This is a genomic window from Tatumella terrea, assembly GCF_039523755.1.
GTDB classification, from domain to species: domain Bacteria; phylum Pseudomonadota; class Gammaproteobacteria; order Enterobacterales; family Enterobacteriaceae; genus Tatumella; species Tatumella terrea.
Map to the genome: position 1 here is coordinate 216278 of NZ_BAAAFX010000014.1, position 15681 is coordinate 231958.

General features: G+C 50.7%; 16 protein-coding genes. 5 read left to right on the top strand and 11 right to left on the bottom strand.

Features of this window, described 5'->3' with window-relative positions; genetic code table 11:
* Positions 1-2 precede the first annotated feature (2 nt).
* The 9 genes from era to ABD035_RS11545 form a co-directional block, all read right to left on the bottom strand.
* Positions 3-908 carry a GTPase Era gene (era, locus tag ABD035_RS11505; RefSeq protein ID WP_212713241.1) on the bottom strand — a complete coding sequence of 302 codons (906 nt, stop codon included), beginning with the start codon at positions 906-908 and terminating at the stop codon, positions 3-5.
* A complete protein-coding gene (gene rnc, locus ABD035_RS11510) occupies positions 905-1585 on the bottom strand; it encodes a ribonuclease III (RefSeq protein WP_025903717.1) in 681 nt (226 codons plus the stop codon). Before rnc ends, era begins: the two co-directional genes overlap by 4 nt.
* 132 nt (positions 1586-1717) lie before the next feature.
* On the bottom strand, positions 1718-2689 hold the full coding sequence (lepB, locus tag ABD035_RS11515; RefSeq protein ID WP_343870298.1) for a signal peptidase I: 972 nt from the start codon (positions 2687-2689) through the stop codon (positions 1718-1720).
* Positions 2690-2698: 9 nt separating this feature from the next.
* The gene (lepA, locus tag ABD035_RS11520) at positions 2699-4498 is read right to left on the bottom strand and encodes a translation elongation factor 4 (protein WP_212713239.1); all 1800 of its coding nucleotides are present in this window, start codon (positions 4496-4498) and stop codon (positions 2699-2701) included.
* A 212-nt stretch (positions 4499-4710) separates the two neighbouring features.
* Positions 4711-5181, bottom strand: coding sequence for a SoxR-reducing system protein RseC (rseC, locus tag ABD035_RS11525; RefSeq protein WP_343870301.1), 471 nt, complete (start codon positions 5179-5181; stop codon positions 4711-4713).
* A 2-nt stretch (positions 5182-5183) separates the two neighbouring features.
* Positions 5184-6137: a sigma-E factor regulatory protein RseB gene (rseB, locus tag ABD035_RS11530; RefSeq protein ID WP_343870303.1), complete on the bottom strand. Its 954-nt coding sequence runs from the start codon at positions 6135-6137 to the stop codon at positions 5184-5186.
* Positions 6137-6790: an anti-sigma-E factor RseA gene (gene rseA / locus ABD035_RS11535; RefSeq protein ID WP_212713236.1), complete on the bottom strand. Its 654-nt coding sequence runs from the start codon at positions 6788-6790 to the stop codon at positions 6137-6139. Before rseA ends, rseB begins: the two co-directional genes overlap by 1 nt.
* 29 nt (positions 6791-6819) lie before the next feature.
* A complete protein-coding gene (gene rpoE, locus ABD035_RS11540) occupies positions 6820-7395 on the bottom strand; it encodes an RNA polymerase sigma factor RpoE (protein WP_212713235.1) in 576 nt (191 codons plus the stop codon).
* A 462-nt stretch (positions 7396-7857) separates the two neighbouring features.
* Complete coding sequence (locus ABD035_RS11545) at positions 7858-8535, bottom strand: tRNA1(Val) (adenine(37)-N6)-methyltransferase (protein ID WP_305803610.1); 678 nt, start codon at positions 8533-8535, stop codon at positions 7858-7860.
* Between the two features lie 272 nt (positions 8536-8807).
* Here ABD035_RS11545 and srmB point away from each other — a divergent pair, with 272 nt between their 5' ends.
* Positions 8808-10133: an ATP-dependent RNA helicase SrmB gene (gene srmB / locus ABD035_RS11550; protein WP_212713233.1), complete on the top strand. Its 1326-nt coding sequence runs from the start codon at positions 8808-8810 to the stop codon at positions 10131-10133.
* 216 nt (positions 10134-10349) lie between these two features.
* On the opposite strand, the gene grcA is transcribed toward srmB, so the two are convergent.
* Positions 10350-10733, bottom strand: a complete 384-nt coding sequence (grcA, locus tag ABD035_RS11555) for an autonomous glycyl radical cofactor GrcA (RefSeq protein ID WP_212713232.1) — start codon at positions 10731-10733, stop codon at positions 10350-10352.
* Positions 10734-10992: 259 nt separating this feature from the next.
* Here grcA and ung point away from each other — a divergent pair, with 259 nt between their 5' ends.
* A complete protein-coding gene (gene ung / locus ABD035_RS11560; RefSeq protein WP_343870307.1) occupies positions 10993-11682 on the top strand; it encodes a uracil-DNA glycosylase in 690 nt (229 codons plus the stop codon).
* A gap of 50 nt (positions 11683-11732) precedes the next feature.
* Here the strand turns inward: ung and grpE are convergent, their stop codons facing one another.
* Entirely contained in the window at positions 11733-12317 is a 585-nt protein-coding gene (gene grpE, locus ABD035_RS11565; protein ID WP_212713230.1) for a nucleotide exchange factor GrpE, read from the bottom strand.
* A 119-nt stretch (positions 12318-12436) separates the two neighbouring features.
* On the opposite strand from grpE, the gene nadK reads away from it, so the two are divergent.
* From nadK to bamE, 3 genes are all read left to right on the top strand, one after another.
* The gene (gene nadK / locus ABD035_RS11570; RefSeq protein ID WP_212713229.1) at positions 12437-13315 is read left to right on the top strand and encodes an NAD(+) kinase; all 879 of its coding nucleotides are present in this window, start codon (positions 12437-12439) and stop codon (positions 13313-13315) included.
* An 85-nt stretch (positions 13316-13400) separates the two neighbouring features.
* Complete coding sequence (recN, locus tag ABD035_RS11575) at positions 13401-15062, top strand: DNA repair protein RecN (protein WP_343870309.1); 1662 nt, start codon at positions 13401-13403, stop codon at positions 15060-15062.
* A 185-nt stretch (positions 15063-15247) separates the two neighbouring features.
* The gene (bamE, locus tag ABD035_RS11580; RefSeq protein ID WP_212713227.1) at positions 15248-15586 is read left to right on the top strand and encodes an outer membrane protein assembly factor BamE; all 339 of its coding nucleotides are present in this window, start codon (positions 15248-15250) and stop codon (positions 15584-15586) included.
* The last annotated feature ends 95 nt before the right edge of the window (positions 15587-15681 follow it).

The following is a 15681-nucleotide window of genomic DNA, read 5'->3' on the forward strand; positions in this document are numbered from 1 at the left end:
AATTACAGATCGTCAGTATAACCCAGGCTGCGCAACGCACGTTCGTCGTCCGCCCATCCGGATTTCACTTTTACCCAGAGTTCCAGATGCACTTTAGCCTCGAACATCTGTTCCATATCTCTGCGGGCTTCGATACCAATGGTTTTGATACGGGAGCCTTTATTACCGATCACCATTTTTTTCTGGCCTTCACGTTCCACCAGAATCAGGCCGTGAATATCGTAACCGCCACGGTCATTGCTGACGAATTGCTCAATCTCAACCGTCACCGAATACGGCAGTTCCGCACCGAGGAAACGCATCAGCTTTTCGCGGATGATCTCAGAGGCCATAAAGCGCTGGGAACGATCGGTCACATACTCTTCCGGGAAGTGATGTTCGGCTTCCGGTAACAGTTTATGCACGATAGCCGCGATGGTATCGACATTCTTCCCTTCTTCTGCAGAGATCGGCACCACATCCATAAAGTTCATCTTCTGACTCAGCATCTGGATATGGGGCAGCAGAATAGATTTATCCTGCAGATTATCAATTTTATTGATTGCCAGCAGCACCGGGGCTTTTCCGGCCTTCAGTTTACCCAGAACCATCTCATCATCATCGGTCCAGCGGGTGCCTTCAACCACAAAGATAACCAGCTCAACATCGCCGATAGAACTACTGGCTGCACGGTTCATCAGGCGGTTGATCGCCCGCTTTTCTTCCATGTGCAGTCCGGGCGTATCCACATAGATAGCCTGATAGTTATCCCGGGTATCAATACCCATGATACGGTGCCGGGTCGTCTGCGGCTTGCGCGATGTAATAGAGATCTTCTGCCCCAGTAACTGGTTCAGAAGCGTGGATTTACCGACATTCGGACGGCCGACAATTGCGATAAAACCGCAATGGGGTGCTAATTCGCTCATTCAATTCCTAACTTAATCAGTGCCTGTTCGGCAGCTGCCTGTTCTGCTTTACGGCGGCTGGAACCAACACCAACTACCGCTTCATCCATCCCGCTGACCTGACAGTGAATAGTAAATTCCTGGTCATGAGCTTCACCGCGCACCTGTACTACCAGATAAGAAGGTAATGGCAGATGACGGCCTTGCAGAAACTCCTGTAAACGGGTTTTCGGGTCTTTTTGCTTATCGCCAGGGCTGATGGCCTCCAGACGACTCTGATACCAGTTAAGGATCAGTTTTTCTATTTGCTGAATATCACTGTCGAGGAAAATTCCACCGATCAGAGCTTCAACGGCATCGGCCAGGATAGATTCACGGCGGAATCCTCCGCTTTTCAGCTCGCCCGGGCCTAAGCGCAGACACTCGCCGAGTTCAAATTCGCGCGCCATCTCAGCCAGGGTATTCCCCCGTACCAGTGTCGCGCGCATACGGCTCATATCGCCTTCATCCACACGCGGAAAACGCTGATAAAGTGCATTGGCGATAACATAACTCAGAATTGAATCGCCCAGGAATTCAAGTCGTTCATTATGTTTGCTGCTGGCACTTCGGTGGGTTAACGCTTGCTGTAATAATTCTGCTTGAGAAAAAGTATAGCCCAGTTTTCGCTGGAGCTTATTAATCAGGATGGGGTTCATGCGTTTCCAGTCTTATATTACGTCTGTTACTCTGCACAAGGAACAGGGCTGAGACAGCTCTCTCTGTTTCGTGTGCAGTGGCATTTTAGCCATGTTAAGAAACAAGGCCCGTAAAACGGGCCCGCGTGGAGATTAATGGATACCACCGATACGGCTGAGGCGCACACCGGTAGGCCATTGACCTTCCTGTTTGTTAAAGCTCATCCAGATAGCGACGGCTTTACCGACCAGGTTCTTCTCAGGGACAAAGCCCCAATAGCGACTATCGGCGCTATTATCACGGTTATCACCCATCATAAAGTATTCACCGGCTGGCACAACCCAGGTCGCAGGCTGTTGACCTGGTTGCTGGTAGTACTGACTGACCTGACTTTGAGCTTCATTGATCAGTAAAATATTGTGCGTCACATCGCCCAGTGTTTCTTTACGGGTGCCGAGACGTAATCCGCCCTTCATGCTCTGATCCAGCGGTAACTGATAGAAGCCATTGCCGACTTCGTTACCGTCGAACCCGCTGAAGGTCTGGATAAACTTGCTCGGCTCCATATCACTGTAAGTCACCGGCAGCGCCTTTCCGCATTGGCCTTCGCCACATCCCGGAATGATGGTCAGTGTTTTACTGAAAGGGTCAAACACAATCTTATCACCCGGCAGACCGATAACCCGCTTAATATAATCCACGCTCGGATCTTTTGGATATTTAAAGACCGCAATATCACCACGTTTCGGATGCCCGGTTGGGATCAGCGTCGTTTGCGTAATCGGGTCTTTCAATCCATAGGCAAATTTTTCGACCAGAATAAAATCGCCAATCAGCAGCGTCGGCATCATAGACGCTGACGGGATCTGGAAGGGTTCAAAAATAAATGAACGGACAATAAATACCACAAACAATACCGGGAATACCGATACTGCGGTTTCAATCCAGCCTGGCTTACGATTGAGGGTATTAAGCGCTGAGTTATCCAGCCCATTGTCTGTCTGTGCCTGCGCCTGTTGTTGCTTAAGGCGGCGAGCCGGTGCCCATTTAAATTTATCGATACACCAGATGATTCCGGTCACCAGTGTAGCCAGTGCCAGAATCAGTGCAAACATATTTGCCATGCCAGGTCCTTATTTATTGTCCTTACCCACATGCAGAATAGCCAGAAACGCTTCCTGAGGTAATTCCACATTACCTACCTGCTTCATACGTTTTTTACCGTCTTTCTGCTTCTGCAACAGCTTCTTCTTACGACTGACGTCACCGCCATAACATTTGGCGAGTACGTTTTTACGTAATTGTTTCACTGTTGAACGGGCAATGATGTGATTACCAATCGCGGCCTGGATCGCAATATCGAACTGCTGACGTGGGATCAGTTCTTTCATTTTCTCAACGAACTCACGTCCGCGATACTGCGAATTATCCCGGTGGGTAATCAGTGCCAATGCATCGACACGTTCTGAGTTAATCAGAACATCGACACGTACCATGTCAGAGGCCTGGAATCGTTTGAAATTATAGTCCAGAGAAGCATAACCCCGTGAAGTCGATTTCAGACGGTCAAAGAAGTCGAGAACCACTTCTGCCATCGGAATTTCATAGGTCAGTGCTACCTGGTTTCCATGATAAACCATGTTGGTTTGGACGCCGCGTTTCTCAATACAAAGTGTAATGACATTCCCCAGGAATTCCTGCGGTAACAGCATATGACACTCTGCAATCGGTTCGCGTAGTTCTTCAATGTTGTTCAGAGGTGGTAACTTGGAAGGGCTATCCACATAAACGATACCACCATCGGTGGTCTGAACCTCATAGACTACCGTCGGTGCTGTGGTAATCAGGTCGAGGTCATATTCGCGCTCCAGACGTTCCTGGATGATCTCCATGTGCAGCAGGCCCAGGAATCCGCAACGGAAACCAAAGCCCAGTGCCGTCGAACTTTCCGGCTCATAGAATAACGAGGCGTCGTTCAGGCTCAGTTTACCCAGAGCATCCCTGAAGGCTTCATAATCGTCGGAGCTGACCGGGAACAGTCCGGCGTAAACCTGTGGCTTCACTTTCTTGAAGCCGGGTAACGCTTTATCGGCAGAGTTTTTGGCACCCGTCAGGGTATCCCCGACCGGGGCGCCCAGGATGTCTTTAATAGCACACACCAGCCAGCCAACTTCACCACATTTCAGTTCGGTACGGTCGACCCGTTTTGGCGTGAAGATGCCGAGACGATCGGCGTTATACACCTGACCGGTACTCATCACCTTAATTTTTTCGCCTTTGCGCAGGGTTCCGTTTTTGATACGCACCAGGGAAACGACGCCCAGATAGTTATCAAACCAGGAGTCAATGATCAGTGCCTGCAGCGGGCCTTCCGGATCACCTTCCGGTGGCGGGATATCACGGACTAAACGTTCCAGCACTTCCGGCACGCCGACGCCGGTTTTGGCAGAACAGCGGACCGCATCGGTCGCATCGATCCCGACGATATCTTCAATTTCCTGAGAAACTTTGTCCGGATCTGCCGCCGGCAGGTCGATTTTATTCAGTACCGGCACCACTTCCAGATCCATTTCCATGGCGGTATAGCAGTTTGCCAGTGTCTGAGCTTCCACGCCCTGCCCTGCATCCACCACCAGCAATGCCCCTTCGCAGGCCGCCAGTGAACGGGAAACTTCATAAGAGAAGTCGACATGTCCCGGGGTATCGATGAAATTCAGCTGATAAGTCTGACCATCCTGAGACTTATAATCGAGGGTGACACTCTGCGCTTTAATGGTAATGCCACGTTCACGTTCCAGATCCATTGAATCCAGGACCTGTGCGGCCATTTCGCGATCAGTTAATCCGCCACACGTCTGGATCAGGCGATCGGAAAGCGTGGATTTACCGTGATCGATGTGCGCGATAATGGAAAAGTTTCTTATATGCTTCATTTATATGAATATCTTCGCGTAAAAACGTCTGTTGAATACCAGGGCACAGAGATGATAAGTAACATCACTCGTTACTCGTATTGAGTCAGCCTCATTAATGAGGAGGCATATTACACTGTTAACGCGCGGTACGAAAGCCGCTAGCCTGGTGTAATTGCAACAGGGGAAAGGAAATTAAGGATACAAAAAGGCCGGACAATGTCCGGCCCGGCTTACTCGTAACGGGTCGCATCCACACGCAGAATATCCGGAGGTAATGCCACACTCAGGATCACCGGCTGAAACGCTTCTTTATCACCAATTAATGCCGAAATACCTTTCGATAAAATAAACCCGCCGACACCGCCGAGTAATGCCCCGCTCGCGGAGGCCAGATCTGAATGAAAGAGTGCCTGAAACAGGCCAGCGACCAGAAACAGCCCGACCAATGGCGTCATATAGACCAGTAAGGCCGAGCCTAACAGGCTGCTTTCCCGGATGCCGATCTCAATCCGCTGTCCGGCCTTCAGCGGCTGCTTGCTGGCGATTTTGATCACCTCAGCATCCTCCGGCCCGAGCTTATTCAGCAAATGACTGCCACACCCTTTACGGGCATTACAGCTATTGCAGGAAGTCTTCGCTTCAGTATACAGCGTCGCGACCCCGTTATCCCAGGACGCGACCGTCGCCCACTCTTTCATCATAATCAGTTACCCGCATCCACGTTATCTGCAATCCGTTTTGCCGTCGCTGCAGGTAGTTCACCCACAACGCTAATCTCCTTATTATTGCGCACTTCTATCTGAACCGTACGACGTCCAGTGCGGTATGTCTGATTTATGCTGTTTTTATCAGCATCTGTGACATTGATGGTAAAGCTGAACAACCCGTCAGAATACAAACGCGTATCAAAGGATTTATTCACATTCGGTAACTGACGACGGTTCTGCGATATCATCTGCATACCTGAAGGGATCCAGCCGGTCTTCCAGCGAAAGGCCGTCTTTTCTCCGCCCGGCAGTGATAATGCCGGTGGCAGATTGGCATTCTTCAGGCCTTGCATCATATGAACGACGCCCTGGTCTACCGCAAAACTGATCACCTGAAATTGCTCTATCGGCTCGCCATCCTGATCCAGTAAGTCTACGCGCAGCGGTAATGAGGTATCCACATCCAGCCAGATAACATAGCTAAACCGTGAACCATCCCGTGAAACGACACGCAAGACATCACACATCTGATCGGCCACACGGGAGCGGCCCACCGGAATAAAATCATAGAAATTATGCAGACGGTTAAAGTCCGCATACAGCACCGAAGGCAATCCATCCAGAATATGTTCACCCGGCAAGGTGAAAGGCTGTAGCCCTGCATCAAAATAACTGATGTCATTTCCGCGCTGAATCACTTCCCGTCGCGGACCATCCATCTGGAGTAATTGCGCATAGGTTTGACCGTCGACTATGGCATGGCGATAGCGCAACGATTCAATGCCCTGGCGGGAGACATTGATATAGGCGAGTTCATAATTGAGCGAGGTACTGGCTTTTTCCATCTGCTGCAACATCGTCTCTGGCGCAGCCGGTTGCTGCGCAGAGACGAAAGGAGATAACAGCAAACTACCGGTCAGTGCGGTAACAAAAAGCAAATGTTTTTTCATTACTGCTGCTGAATACCTAGAGACTGGTTACCTGGTACATTCACCTGAGCCTGTTCCGGAACACCGGACTCAAACTGGTCATTATTCAGACGACGTTGTAATTCGTAGTCCTGCAGCATCGCATTCACCTGCTGCTGCTGTTGCTGTACCTGCCGGGAAGCTCCGCCCGCATCAAAGATATCGGAAGGCACCCCGAGGCTTACCGGTGAGGCTTTACCCATCATCGGCAGAGTATTAAATGCCGGGCTGTCTGACGATTCGGTGACATGGTCGGCAGATGCGGTATCGTAGTGCTGAACGCCGACAATGACGGCCAGCGAAACACAGGCTGCTACACCCGCCTGAGCCAGTTGTGAAACCCATGCCCCTTTTTTGCCAAAGAAAGGCATACGGCTCCAGCGTGAAGGTTCCGGCTGAGCTTCCGGGATCAATGTCGAGACATTATTACGTACGGGTTCCTGCGCAATGGCCTCTGCCACCCGTGCAGAGATGTCAAAGTGCAATTCTGAGGCAAGATCACCACGCATCGTGTCACGGATCAGGTGATAACTTTCCCAGCGCTGCTGCAATTCCACATCTTCCGCCAGTGAAGTAAGCAGTGACTTATCTAAGACTTCACCATCCATTAACGCGGAAAGTTGTTCTTTCTGCATGCCATTTACCTTTCAAGTAGCCGCGACCATTAACGCTGGATCAGCGGTTGAACTTTGTTATCAATAGCCTCGCGGGCCCTGAAAATACGGGAACGCACGGTTCCTACAGGACAATCCATGATTCCGGCGATTTCTTCGTAACTCAGACCATCAATTTCACGAAGGGTAATCGCCATCCGCAAGTCCTCTGGTAATGTTTCGATCGTCCGGAATACAATTTGTTTCAATTCATCAGACAACATTAAGTTCTCAGGGTTCGAAATTTCTTTTAATGCCCCTGCACTTTCGAAATTTTCTGCCTCTGAGGCATCCACATCACTGGAAGGTGGCCTGCGGCCCTGAGCTACCAGATAGTTTTTAGCGGTGTTGACTGCAATACGGTATAACCACGTATAAAAGGCACTATCGCCGCGAAAGGATTCCAACGCACGATATGCTTTAATAAACGATTCCTGCACCACATCCGGGACATCCCCGGGGGGTACATAGCGCGACACAAGGCTTGCCACTTTATGCTGGTATCTTATCACCAGTAAATTAAATGACTTCTGATCCCCTTTCTGGACGCGCTCAACAAGAACCTGATCTGTTAACTGCTCGCTCATCCGAGGTTGTATCCCCACAAAATATGTTCTACATCCAATGAAATCACCAGTTACATCTCATCCTATATGAGCAAGCAATTCCTTTGAGTAGACTCTTTAAAGAAAGTTCAGATTTTTCCTGCTTCTCCGCTGACACATTAAAATTTCAGACCCACAATGCGGTGTGCGGACAGCTCAGAATCCCGAACTAAGTCCCTCTTCTCACTTCAGAAATGAGTCAGGGCTGTTTTACTGGCAGGTTACCCGATTGCAGAAAGCATTTCACCCCAATTTCAGAGTCGCGAAAGTTTTTCCGCCCGGCTCCTGATCCTGCGCCGGCACCGGGCGGTTCAGGGCCGGCGGTCGGGGTATGCGCCTGACCTCCCGAAGCATAGCCATGACGACGGTTCAGGCCGAAAATTCACGCTATTGTCATTACTGTCTGGTACAAACTATAGCAAACTCCCGGCCGGGGTCGCAGGGTTATTCGTGAGGCCTGGGCAGGTAAAATTCGCCGGTCAGTGCCTGATAATCATCGGAATATTTCCCGGAAGGGTCGCGGATCACCAGGGTCCGCTGTGCAGTCTCTCCTGCAAGGAGGGAAAACACCAGTAATAAACGATGCGGCGCTCTCAGCGCATACTCCGTGATCGTCAGTCGCTGGCGTAAATGCCATCCGCAGGCCTGCGCGAGGCGGGTAAACTCATGACCGGTCTCAGCAGGCAGGATCACACAAAATAAGCCATCCGTGGCGAGCAGTTTTTTAGCACTGAGCAACAGCCCTTCATGCGTCAGAGTCCCGGTATAACGTGCCATCCCGCGCGCAGGGTTACGACACCCGGGTCCGGGCGTATAAAAAGGAGGATTACTGACAATGACCGGATAGCGTGACTCCGTCCCCCCGCACCAGTGCAGAATGTCGGCATGATGTACGGTAATGCTGTCGGGCCATGGTGATTCGGCAATGTTATCCCGCGACTGCTCAACTGCCGTTGCCTCCAGTTCAATCGCATCGATAACCGGTGGCGTACCCCGCGCGTGAAGACGCTGGGCAAGCATCAATGAAATAAGACCACTGCCGCTGCCAATATCCAGAACGCGGCCATCCGGGGGTAACGGCGCGGCGGCACCTAAAATTATTCCGTCGGTACTGACTTTCATGCCACACTTATCATGTGCGACGAAAAATTGTCTGAAGGTGAATCCGTTTTTTCTGAATGTACGCGCAACCGGCATCCGCCATCTCCTGCATTATTTTGCCCCTGACATCCGGGGCACCAGTGTAACCGGCAAAAATAAATATTACCGCGAAAAACCTTACTCAGCAGGCCGATGGCAGACAGAAAGCGTGTTTATCCGCCAGGGTTGCGCAGACAATAGATGAAGAATGCGTCCGAAGTGTCTATAATCGGCGCCCCAAACAGAGGTAGACCATGACTGTAACCACTTTTTCCGAACTTGAACTTGATGAAAGCCTGCTGAATGCATTGCAGGATAAGAACTACACACGTCCCACTGCAGTACAGGCAGAGGCAATTCCACCTGCTCTGGATGGACGTGATGTCCTGGGTTCTGCACCAACAGGCACCGGAAAAACAGCGGCCTATTTACTGCCAGCTCTGCAACACCTGCTCGATTTCCCGCGCAAGAAATCCGGCCCGCCCCGCATTCTTATCCTGACGCCGACCCGTGAACTGGCGATGCAGGTAGCCGATCAGGCCCGTGAGCTAGCGAAATATACCCATCTGGATATTTCGACCATCACCGGCGGCGTGGCTTATATGAACCATGCAGAAGTATTCAGTACTAACCAGGATGTGGTGGTAGCGACCACGGGGCGTCTGCTGCAGTACATTAAAGAAGAGAACTTTGACTGCCGCGCCGTAGAAACCCTGATCCTCGATGAAGCCGACAGAATGCTGGATATGGGGTTCGCGCAGGATATCGAAACGATCGCTGCTGAAACCCGCTGGCGTAAGCAGACCTTATTGTTCTCCGCGACACTCGAAGGAGAGCATATTGAAGAATTTGCTCAGCGTATTCTGAATGAGCCACTGGTCATTGATGCTGAACCGAGCCGTCGTGAGCGTAAGAAAATCCAGCAATGGTATTACCGCGCGGATGATCTGGAGCACAAAACAAAACTGCTGATCCATCTGCTGAAGCAGCCAGAGGCGACCCGGACTATCGTTTTTGTTCGTAAGCGTGAACGACTGCACGAAGTGGCTGAATGGATCCGTCAGGCCGATATCCGCTGTAGCTATCTTGAAGGCGAAATGGTTCAGGCGAAACGTAACGAAGCCATTAAGCGCCTGAATGAAGGCCGCGTTAACGTCCTGGTGGCAACAGATGTGGCCGCCCGGGGGATTGATATTGATGACGTGACACTGGTCATTAACTTCGATCTGCCACGTACCGCAGACACCTATCTGCACCGTATCGGGCGTACCGGGCGTGCGGGACGTAAAGGTACCGCCCTGTCTCTGGTCGAAGCTCATGACAATGAATTACTGCTGAAGATTGGCCGCTACCTGAATGAGCCACTGAAAGCCCGTACCATCAGTGAACTGCGGCCTCAGACGCGGGCACCTGCCGCTACCGGACCGAAGAAACCGTCTAAGAAGCAGCTGGAAAAGCGTAAAGAAAAGAAAAAAGAAGACGATAAAAAACCACGGGTCAAAAAACGCCACCGTGATACAAAAAATATCGGTAAGCGCCGCACGCCTTCTTCTCAGGCAAGCGAAAGCTCTGAAAGCTGATTGTTTTTAAAATCAACTGCACCTCAAAAAAGTCGCCCGTAACGGGCGATTTTTTTTGGAGATATGAGAATAATTTTGCGCTCAGACGGGCCGTTATTCTCATAATCAGCAAAAATCAGCGAAAGAATAAATAAATTATGTTAATGCTTTGATTAGTCTGATGATTTGTCTGTACAAAAAAAGGCGCACCGCGCCTTTTTGTTCACTCTGAACGCGTTACAGACTTTCGGTAAAAGTACGGGTGATAACATCCCGTTGCTGTTCCGGAGTCAGTGAGTTAAAACGGACAGCATAACCTGACACACGGATAGTCAGTTGCGGATATTTTTCCGGATTTTTTACCGCATCTTCCAGCGTTTCACGACGTAAGACATTCACGTTCAGGTGCTGTCCGCCTTCGACACGTACCTGAGATTTCATTTCCAGGGGGATTTCACGGTACTCGATGTCTCCCAGTTCCTGTAAAGCAACCACCTGATCCTGCTGATAATCCCCCTTCGCACACAGGCAACGAACTTCAGCGTTTTCGTCATCCAGTAACCAGAATGAATTAAGCAGAGCATTATTGGTGGTTTTTGTGATTTGAATTCCATTAATCATTTAGCGCCTCCCGGGGCTTGTACGGTCATACAAGAGAGTAATCTGAATCAACTATCTGCTCACTGTATAACTTATGTACAGAAAGGTATCTTTGATATTTATCAACAAACCACAGCCATCCGGGATGATTAAAATCTAACCCAATGAAATAAAACAATAAAATGGATAAACTTTATTTGCAGAAGTTAAAATAAATTTTAACCCTTTACCCGTCACCGAAATTAGTTAAGCTGACCGGCAAAATATTCAGGAGCGGATCATGACAACAACACAGACATGGCACGATGTGCTGGCGGCGGAGAAACAGCAGGACTACTTTATTGACACACTGAATACGGTCGCAGAGCGCCGTCAGCAGGGTGTGACTGTCTACCCGCCACAGAAAGATGTATTTAATGCTTTCCGGCTGACGGAACTTCATCAGGTCAATGTTGTGATCCTGGGACAGGATCCTTATCACGGTCCCGGACAAGCGCACGGACTGGCGTTTTCGGTACTGCCAGGCATCGCAACCCCCCCGTCCTTATTGAATATGTACAAGGAGCTGGAAAAGGATATCCCCGGCTTCACGCGTCCGAATCACGGCTATCTGGCCAGCTGGGCCACTCAGGGAGTACTGCTGCTGAATACGGTACTGACCGTGGAGGCCGGTAAGGCACATTCACATGCACGACTGGGATGGGAGCAGTTCACCGATAAAGTGATAGAAGAAATTAATCAGCACAGGGAAGACGTGGTTTTTCTGCTCTGGGGGGCTCATGCTCAAAAGAAAGGCAGGATCATCGACAGGGAACGCCACCATGTGCTGCAGGCTCCCCACCCTTCGCCGTTATCAGCGCATCGGGGCTTTTTTGGCTGTGGGCATTTTTCAGAGACTAATAAACGACTGGAGCAATCAGGACGCGCTCCTATCCGCTGGATGCCGGAATTACCGGAAACGACATCCTGATAGCATCCTTCCCGGCAGCCTCTGCTGCCGGGAGAGGATAAAACCCGCTATCAGGCTTTACCCTTCGATACTGCCACCATCGCAGGACGCAACAGACGACCATTCAGGGTATAGCCGTTCTGCATCACCATCAGGACATGGTTAGCCGCAACGTCATCAGATTCCATCATCGACATAGCCTGATGCAGTTCAGGGTTGAACGGTACGTGAGTCTCCCCCACTACTTCAACACCGAATTTACGTACCGCACCCAGCAGGGATTTCAGGGTCAGTTCGATACCTTCGATCATCGATGCCAGCTCCGGATTATTTTTATCCGCCACCTGCAGCGCACGTTCCAGGTTATCAATCACTGGTAATAATTCATTAGAGAATTTTTCCAGTGCAAATTTATGGGCTTTTTCAATATCCAGTTCACAACGGCGACGGACATTTTCAATCTCAGCCTGGGCACGTAATTGAGCTTCACGGACACCGCCACTCAATTGTGCGACTTCGGCTTCGAGTTGAGCAATACGCTCATCACGGGTATCCGTCGTCCCGGAGGTTTCTGCATTTTCAGCCGTAGTCTGTTGTTCTGCGGCCTGCTCTTCTGAAAATTGCTCGTTAGGGGTATTCTGTTCTTTACTGCTCATGAAAATCTCCGCGTTTTCCATAGTCATATCGCCGATAGGCTTATTATGGGGATCAAAATTTCGGATTCAAGGGACTGTGTCATATTGACTGCTGTTTTGGTGAGAGGAATAGCCTGCAAATGAATAAATTTTTTAACTGCATTGGTATCGTGGGACATCCGCGTCATCCCAACGCCTTAGCGACCCATGAAATGTTATGTCACTGGCTGACGACCTCCGGATATCAGGTGATTGTCGAGCAACAGATTGCCGATGATCTGAATCTGCGCGAAGTCATGACCGGCACACTGGCAGAAATTGGTCAGCAGGCCGACCTGGCCGTGGTGATAGGGGGAGATGGCAACATGCTTGGCGCAGCCCGCGTGCTTTCCCGCTATGATATTAAAGTGATCGGGGTCAACCGCGGGAATCTGGGGTTCCTGACCGATCTCGACCCGGAAAATGCGCGTCAGCAACTGGCAGAAGTCCTTGAGGGGAATTTCTTTACTGAGCAACGCTTTTTACTCGAAGCTCAGGTTTCAAGACCGCAACAGACGCCGCGGGTTGCCACCGCCATTAATGAAGTGGTGCTCCATCCCGGAAAGGTCGCTCATATGATTGAGTTTGAGGTCTATATTGATAACAATTTTGCCTTTTCTCAGCGTTCCGACGGGCTGATTATCGCGACACCCACCGGCTCAACCGCCTACTCACTCTCTGCCGGGGGACCTATTCTGACACCGGGTCTGGAAGCGATCAGCGTGGTGCCGATGTTCCCGCATACCTTGTCTGCCCGTCCGCTCGTGATCAACAGCAGCAGTGTCATTCACCTGCGCTTTTCTTCATTGCGTAGCGATCTGGAAATCAGTTGTGACAGCCAGATAGCGCTGCCCATCCGGGAGGGAGAAGAAGTGCTGATCAAGCGCAGCCCGCAGCATCTGGATCTCATCCATCCAAAAAATTACAATTACTTTAATACGTTAAGTACTAAACTCGGCTGGTCGAAAAAATTATTCTGAAAATTATGCCCGGTCTCTTTACTGTATAAAAAACCAGTTTATACTGTATAAAAAAACAGTCATGTTTTTCTATACAGGTGATACTATGCTGGCACAACTGACCATCAGCAATTTTGCAATCGTTCGTGAACTCGATATCGACTTTCAACAGGGCATGACCGCAATTACCGGCGAAACCGGTGCGGGGAAATCCATTGCGATAGATGCGCTCAGTTTGTGTCTCGGCGCCCGGGCTGATGCCAGTATGCTCAGGCCCGGCGCCGCCAGAGCGGATATCTGTGCCCGCTTCCGTTTAACCGCCTCCCCGTCCGCCAGACAATGGCTGGCTGACAATCATCTCGATGATAATGAAGAATGCCTGCTCCGCCGGGTGATCAATGCCGATGGCCGTTCGCGCGGGTTTATCAATGGTACGTCAGTGCCCCTGTCCCAGTTACGTGAACTGGGACAGTTACTGATCCAAATCCACGGTCAGCATGCACACCAGTTGCTACTGAAGCCGGAACATCAGCGTCATCTGCTGGATGCTTATGCTGATCCGACCCGGTTATCGGAGAAAATGCAGCATCATTATCAGCAATGGCATCATGCCTGTCGGACACTCGCGGTACTGCAGCAGCAAACTCAGGAACGGGAAGCCCGCCGGGAATTATTACAGTACCAGCTAAAAGAACTTAATAGCTTCTCTCCTCAGCAGGGCGAGTATGAAGGGGCGGACAGTGAGTACAAACAACTGGCCAGCAGCGGTCAGCGCCTGACCGTGAGCCAGCAGGCATCCAGTATGCTCTCTGACGGTGACGACACCACATTACAATCTCTGCTCTACAGTGCCCGACAGACCGTGGGTGAGCTTATATCGATGGATGACAGCCTGACCCCGGTACTTAGTATGCTGGACGATGCCTCGATTCTGGTCAGTGAAGCCGCCGATGAACTCCGCCACTACTGCGAGCGCATAGACCTCGACCCTAACCGGTTACAGGATCTGGAACAGCGTATTTCGCGCCAGATTTCCCTGGCCCGTAAACACCATGTCGCCCCGGAAAGCCTGCCGGATTTACATCAGCAATTGCTGGAAGAGTATCAGCAACTGGAACAACATGACGATGAACTGGAAGCTCTGAGCCAGCAGGTCGGAGAACTGCATCAGGCTGCGCTGGAGACGGCACGTGAATTACATCAGCAGCGTTGTCATTTTGCGGCTGAGTTATCCGAAAAGATCACGACCTCTATCCATGAGCTTTCGATGCAGCATGGCCGGTTTACTATCGACGTCATCTTCCGTGAAGACCGTTTAACCCCTCAGGGAGCTGACCAGATTGAATTCCGTGTCAGTACTAACCCGGGCCAGCCGCTGCAGGCTCTGGCGCGCGTCGCCTCCGGGGGAGAACTGTCGCGTATCGCCCTGGCAATTCAGGTGATTACCGCACAGAAAATGGAGACGCCGGCGATGATTTTTGATGAAGTCGATGTCGGTATCAGCGGCCCGACGGCGGCTATCGTCGGTAAAATGCTGCGTCAGTTAGGTGAATCCACTCAGGTGATGTGTGTCACCCACCTTCCGCAGGTCGCGGGCTGTGGCCACAGTCATTTCTTTATCAGTAAAATTACCGATGGTTCGATGACAGAAACCCAGATGCGGCTGCTGGATAAGTCTGCCCGCCTGCATGAACTGGCCCGGTTACTGGGTGGAAGTGAAGTCACCCGTAACACTCTGGCGAACGCAAAAGAACTTTTAGCCGCCTGACAGGGCACTTTTTTTCTTATCGGAAGTCATATGCATGCCCTGCAAAGGTTTCCATCTGGCGAAAGGTCTATTATTATCGGTATCTTGTATCGCCGGACGAAGTAAACCTGTTACAGGCAGCATTCATCGTTGATGGCAAAGAACCGCCTTGCACAGGCATATGTGTCCGAAAAAGGAATCTATACATGCGCAGTAAAATACTGGCTGCTGCTGCAGTAGTAATGTTGATGACAACCGCTGGCTGCTCAACACTTGAACGAGTTGTCTATCGTCCGGATATCAATCAGGGTAACTACCTGGTAGCAAGCGACATCAGTAAGCTGCATACCGGAATGGATCAGCAACAGGTGGCATATACCCTCGGAACCCCGATGATGAAGGATCCTTTCGGCAGTAATGTGTGGTATTACGTGTTCCGCCGCGAGCCGGGCCATGAGAAAGTCACTCAGCAGACGCTGACGCTGACGTTTGACAGTAATGGTATCCTGACAAACATCGATAATAAACCGGCATTGACCCAATAATCTGGCCGCGTTATCACCGTCGGTAGAAGTAAAAGACCACCTTCTTAGAAGGTGGCTTTTGAGAATGCCCCCTGTAAGGGGGGCTACTTTCACCT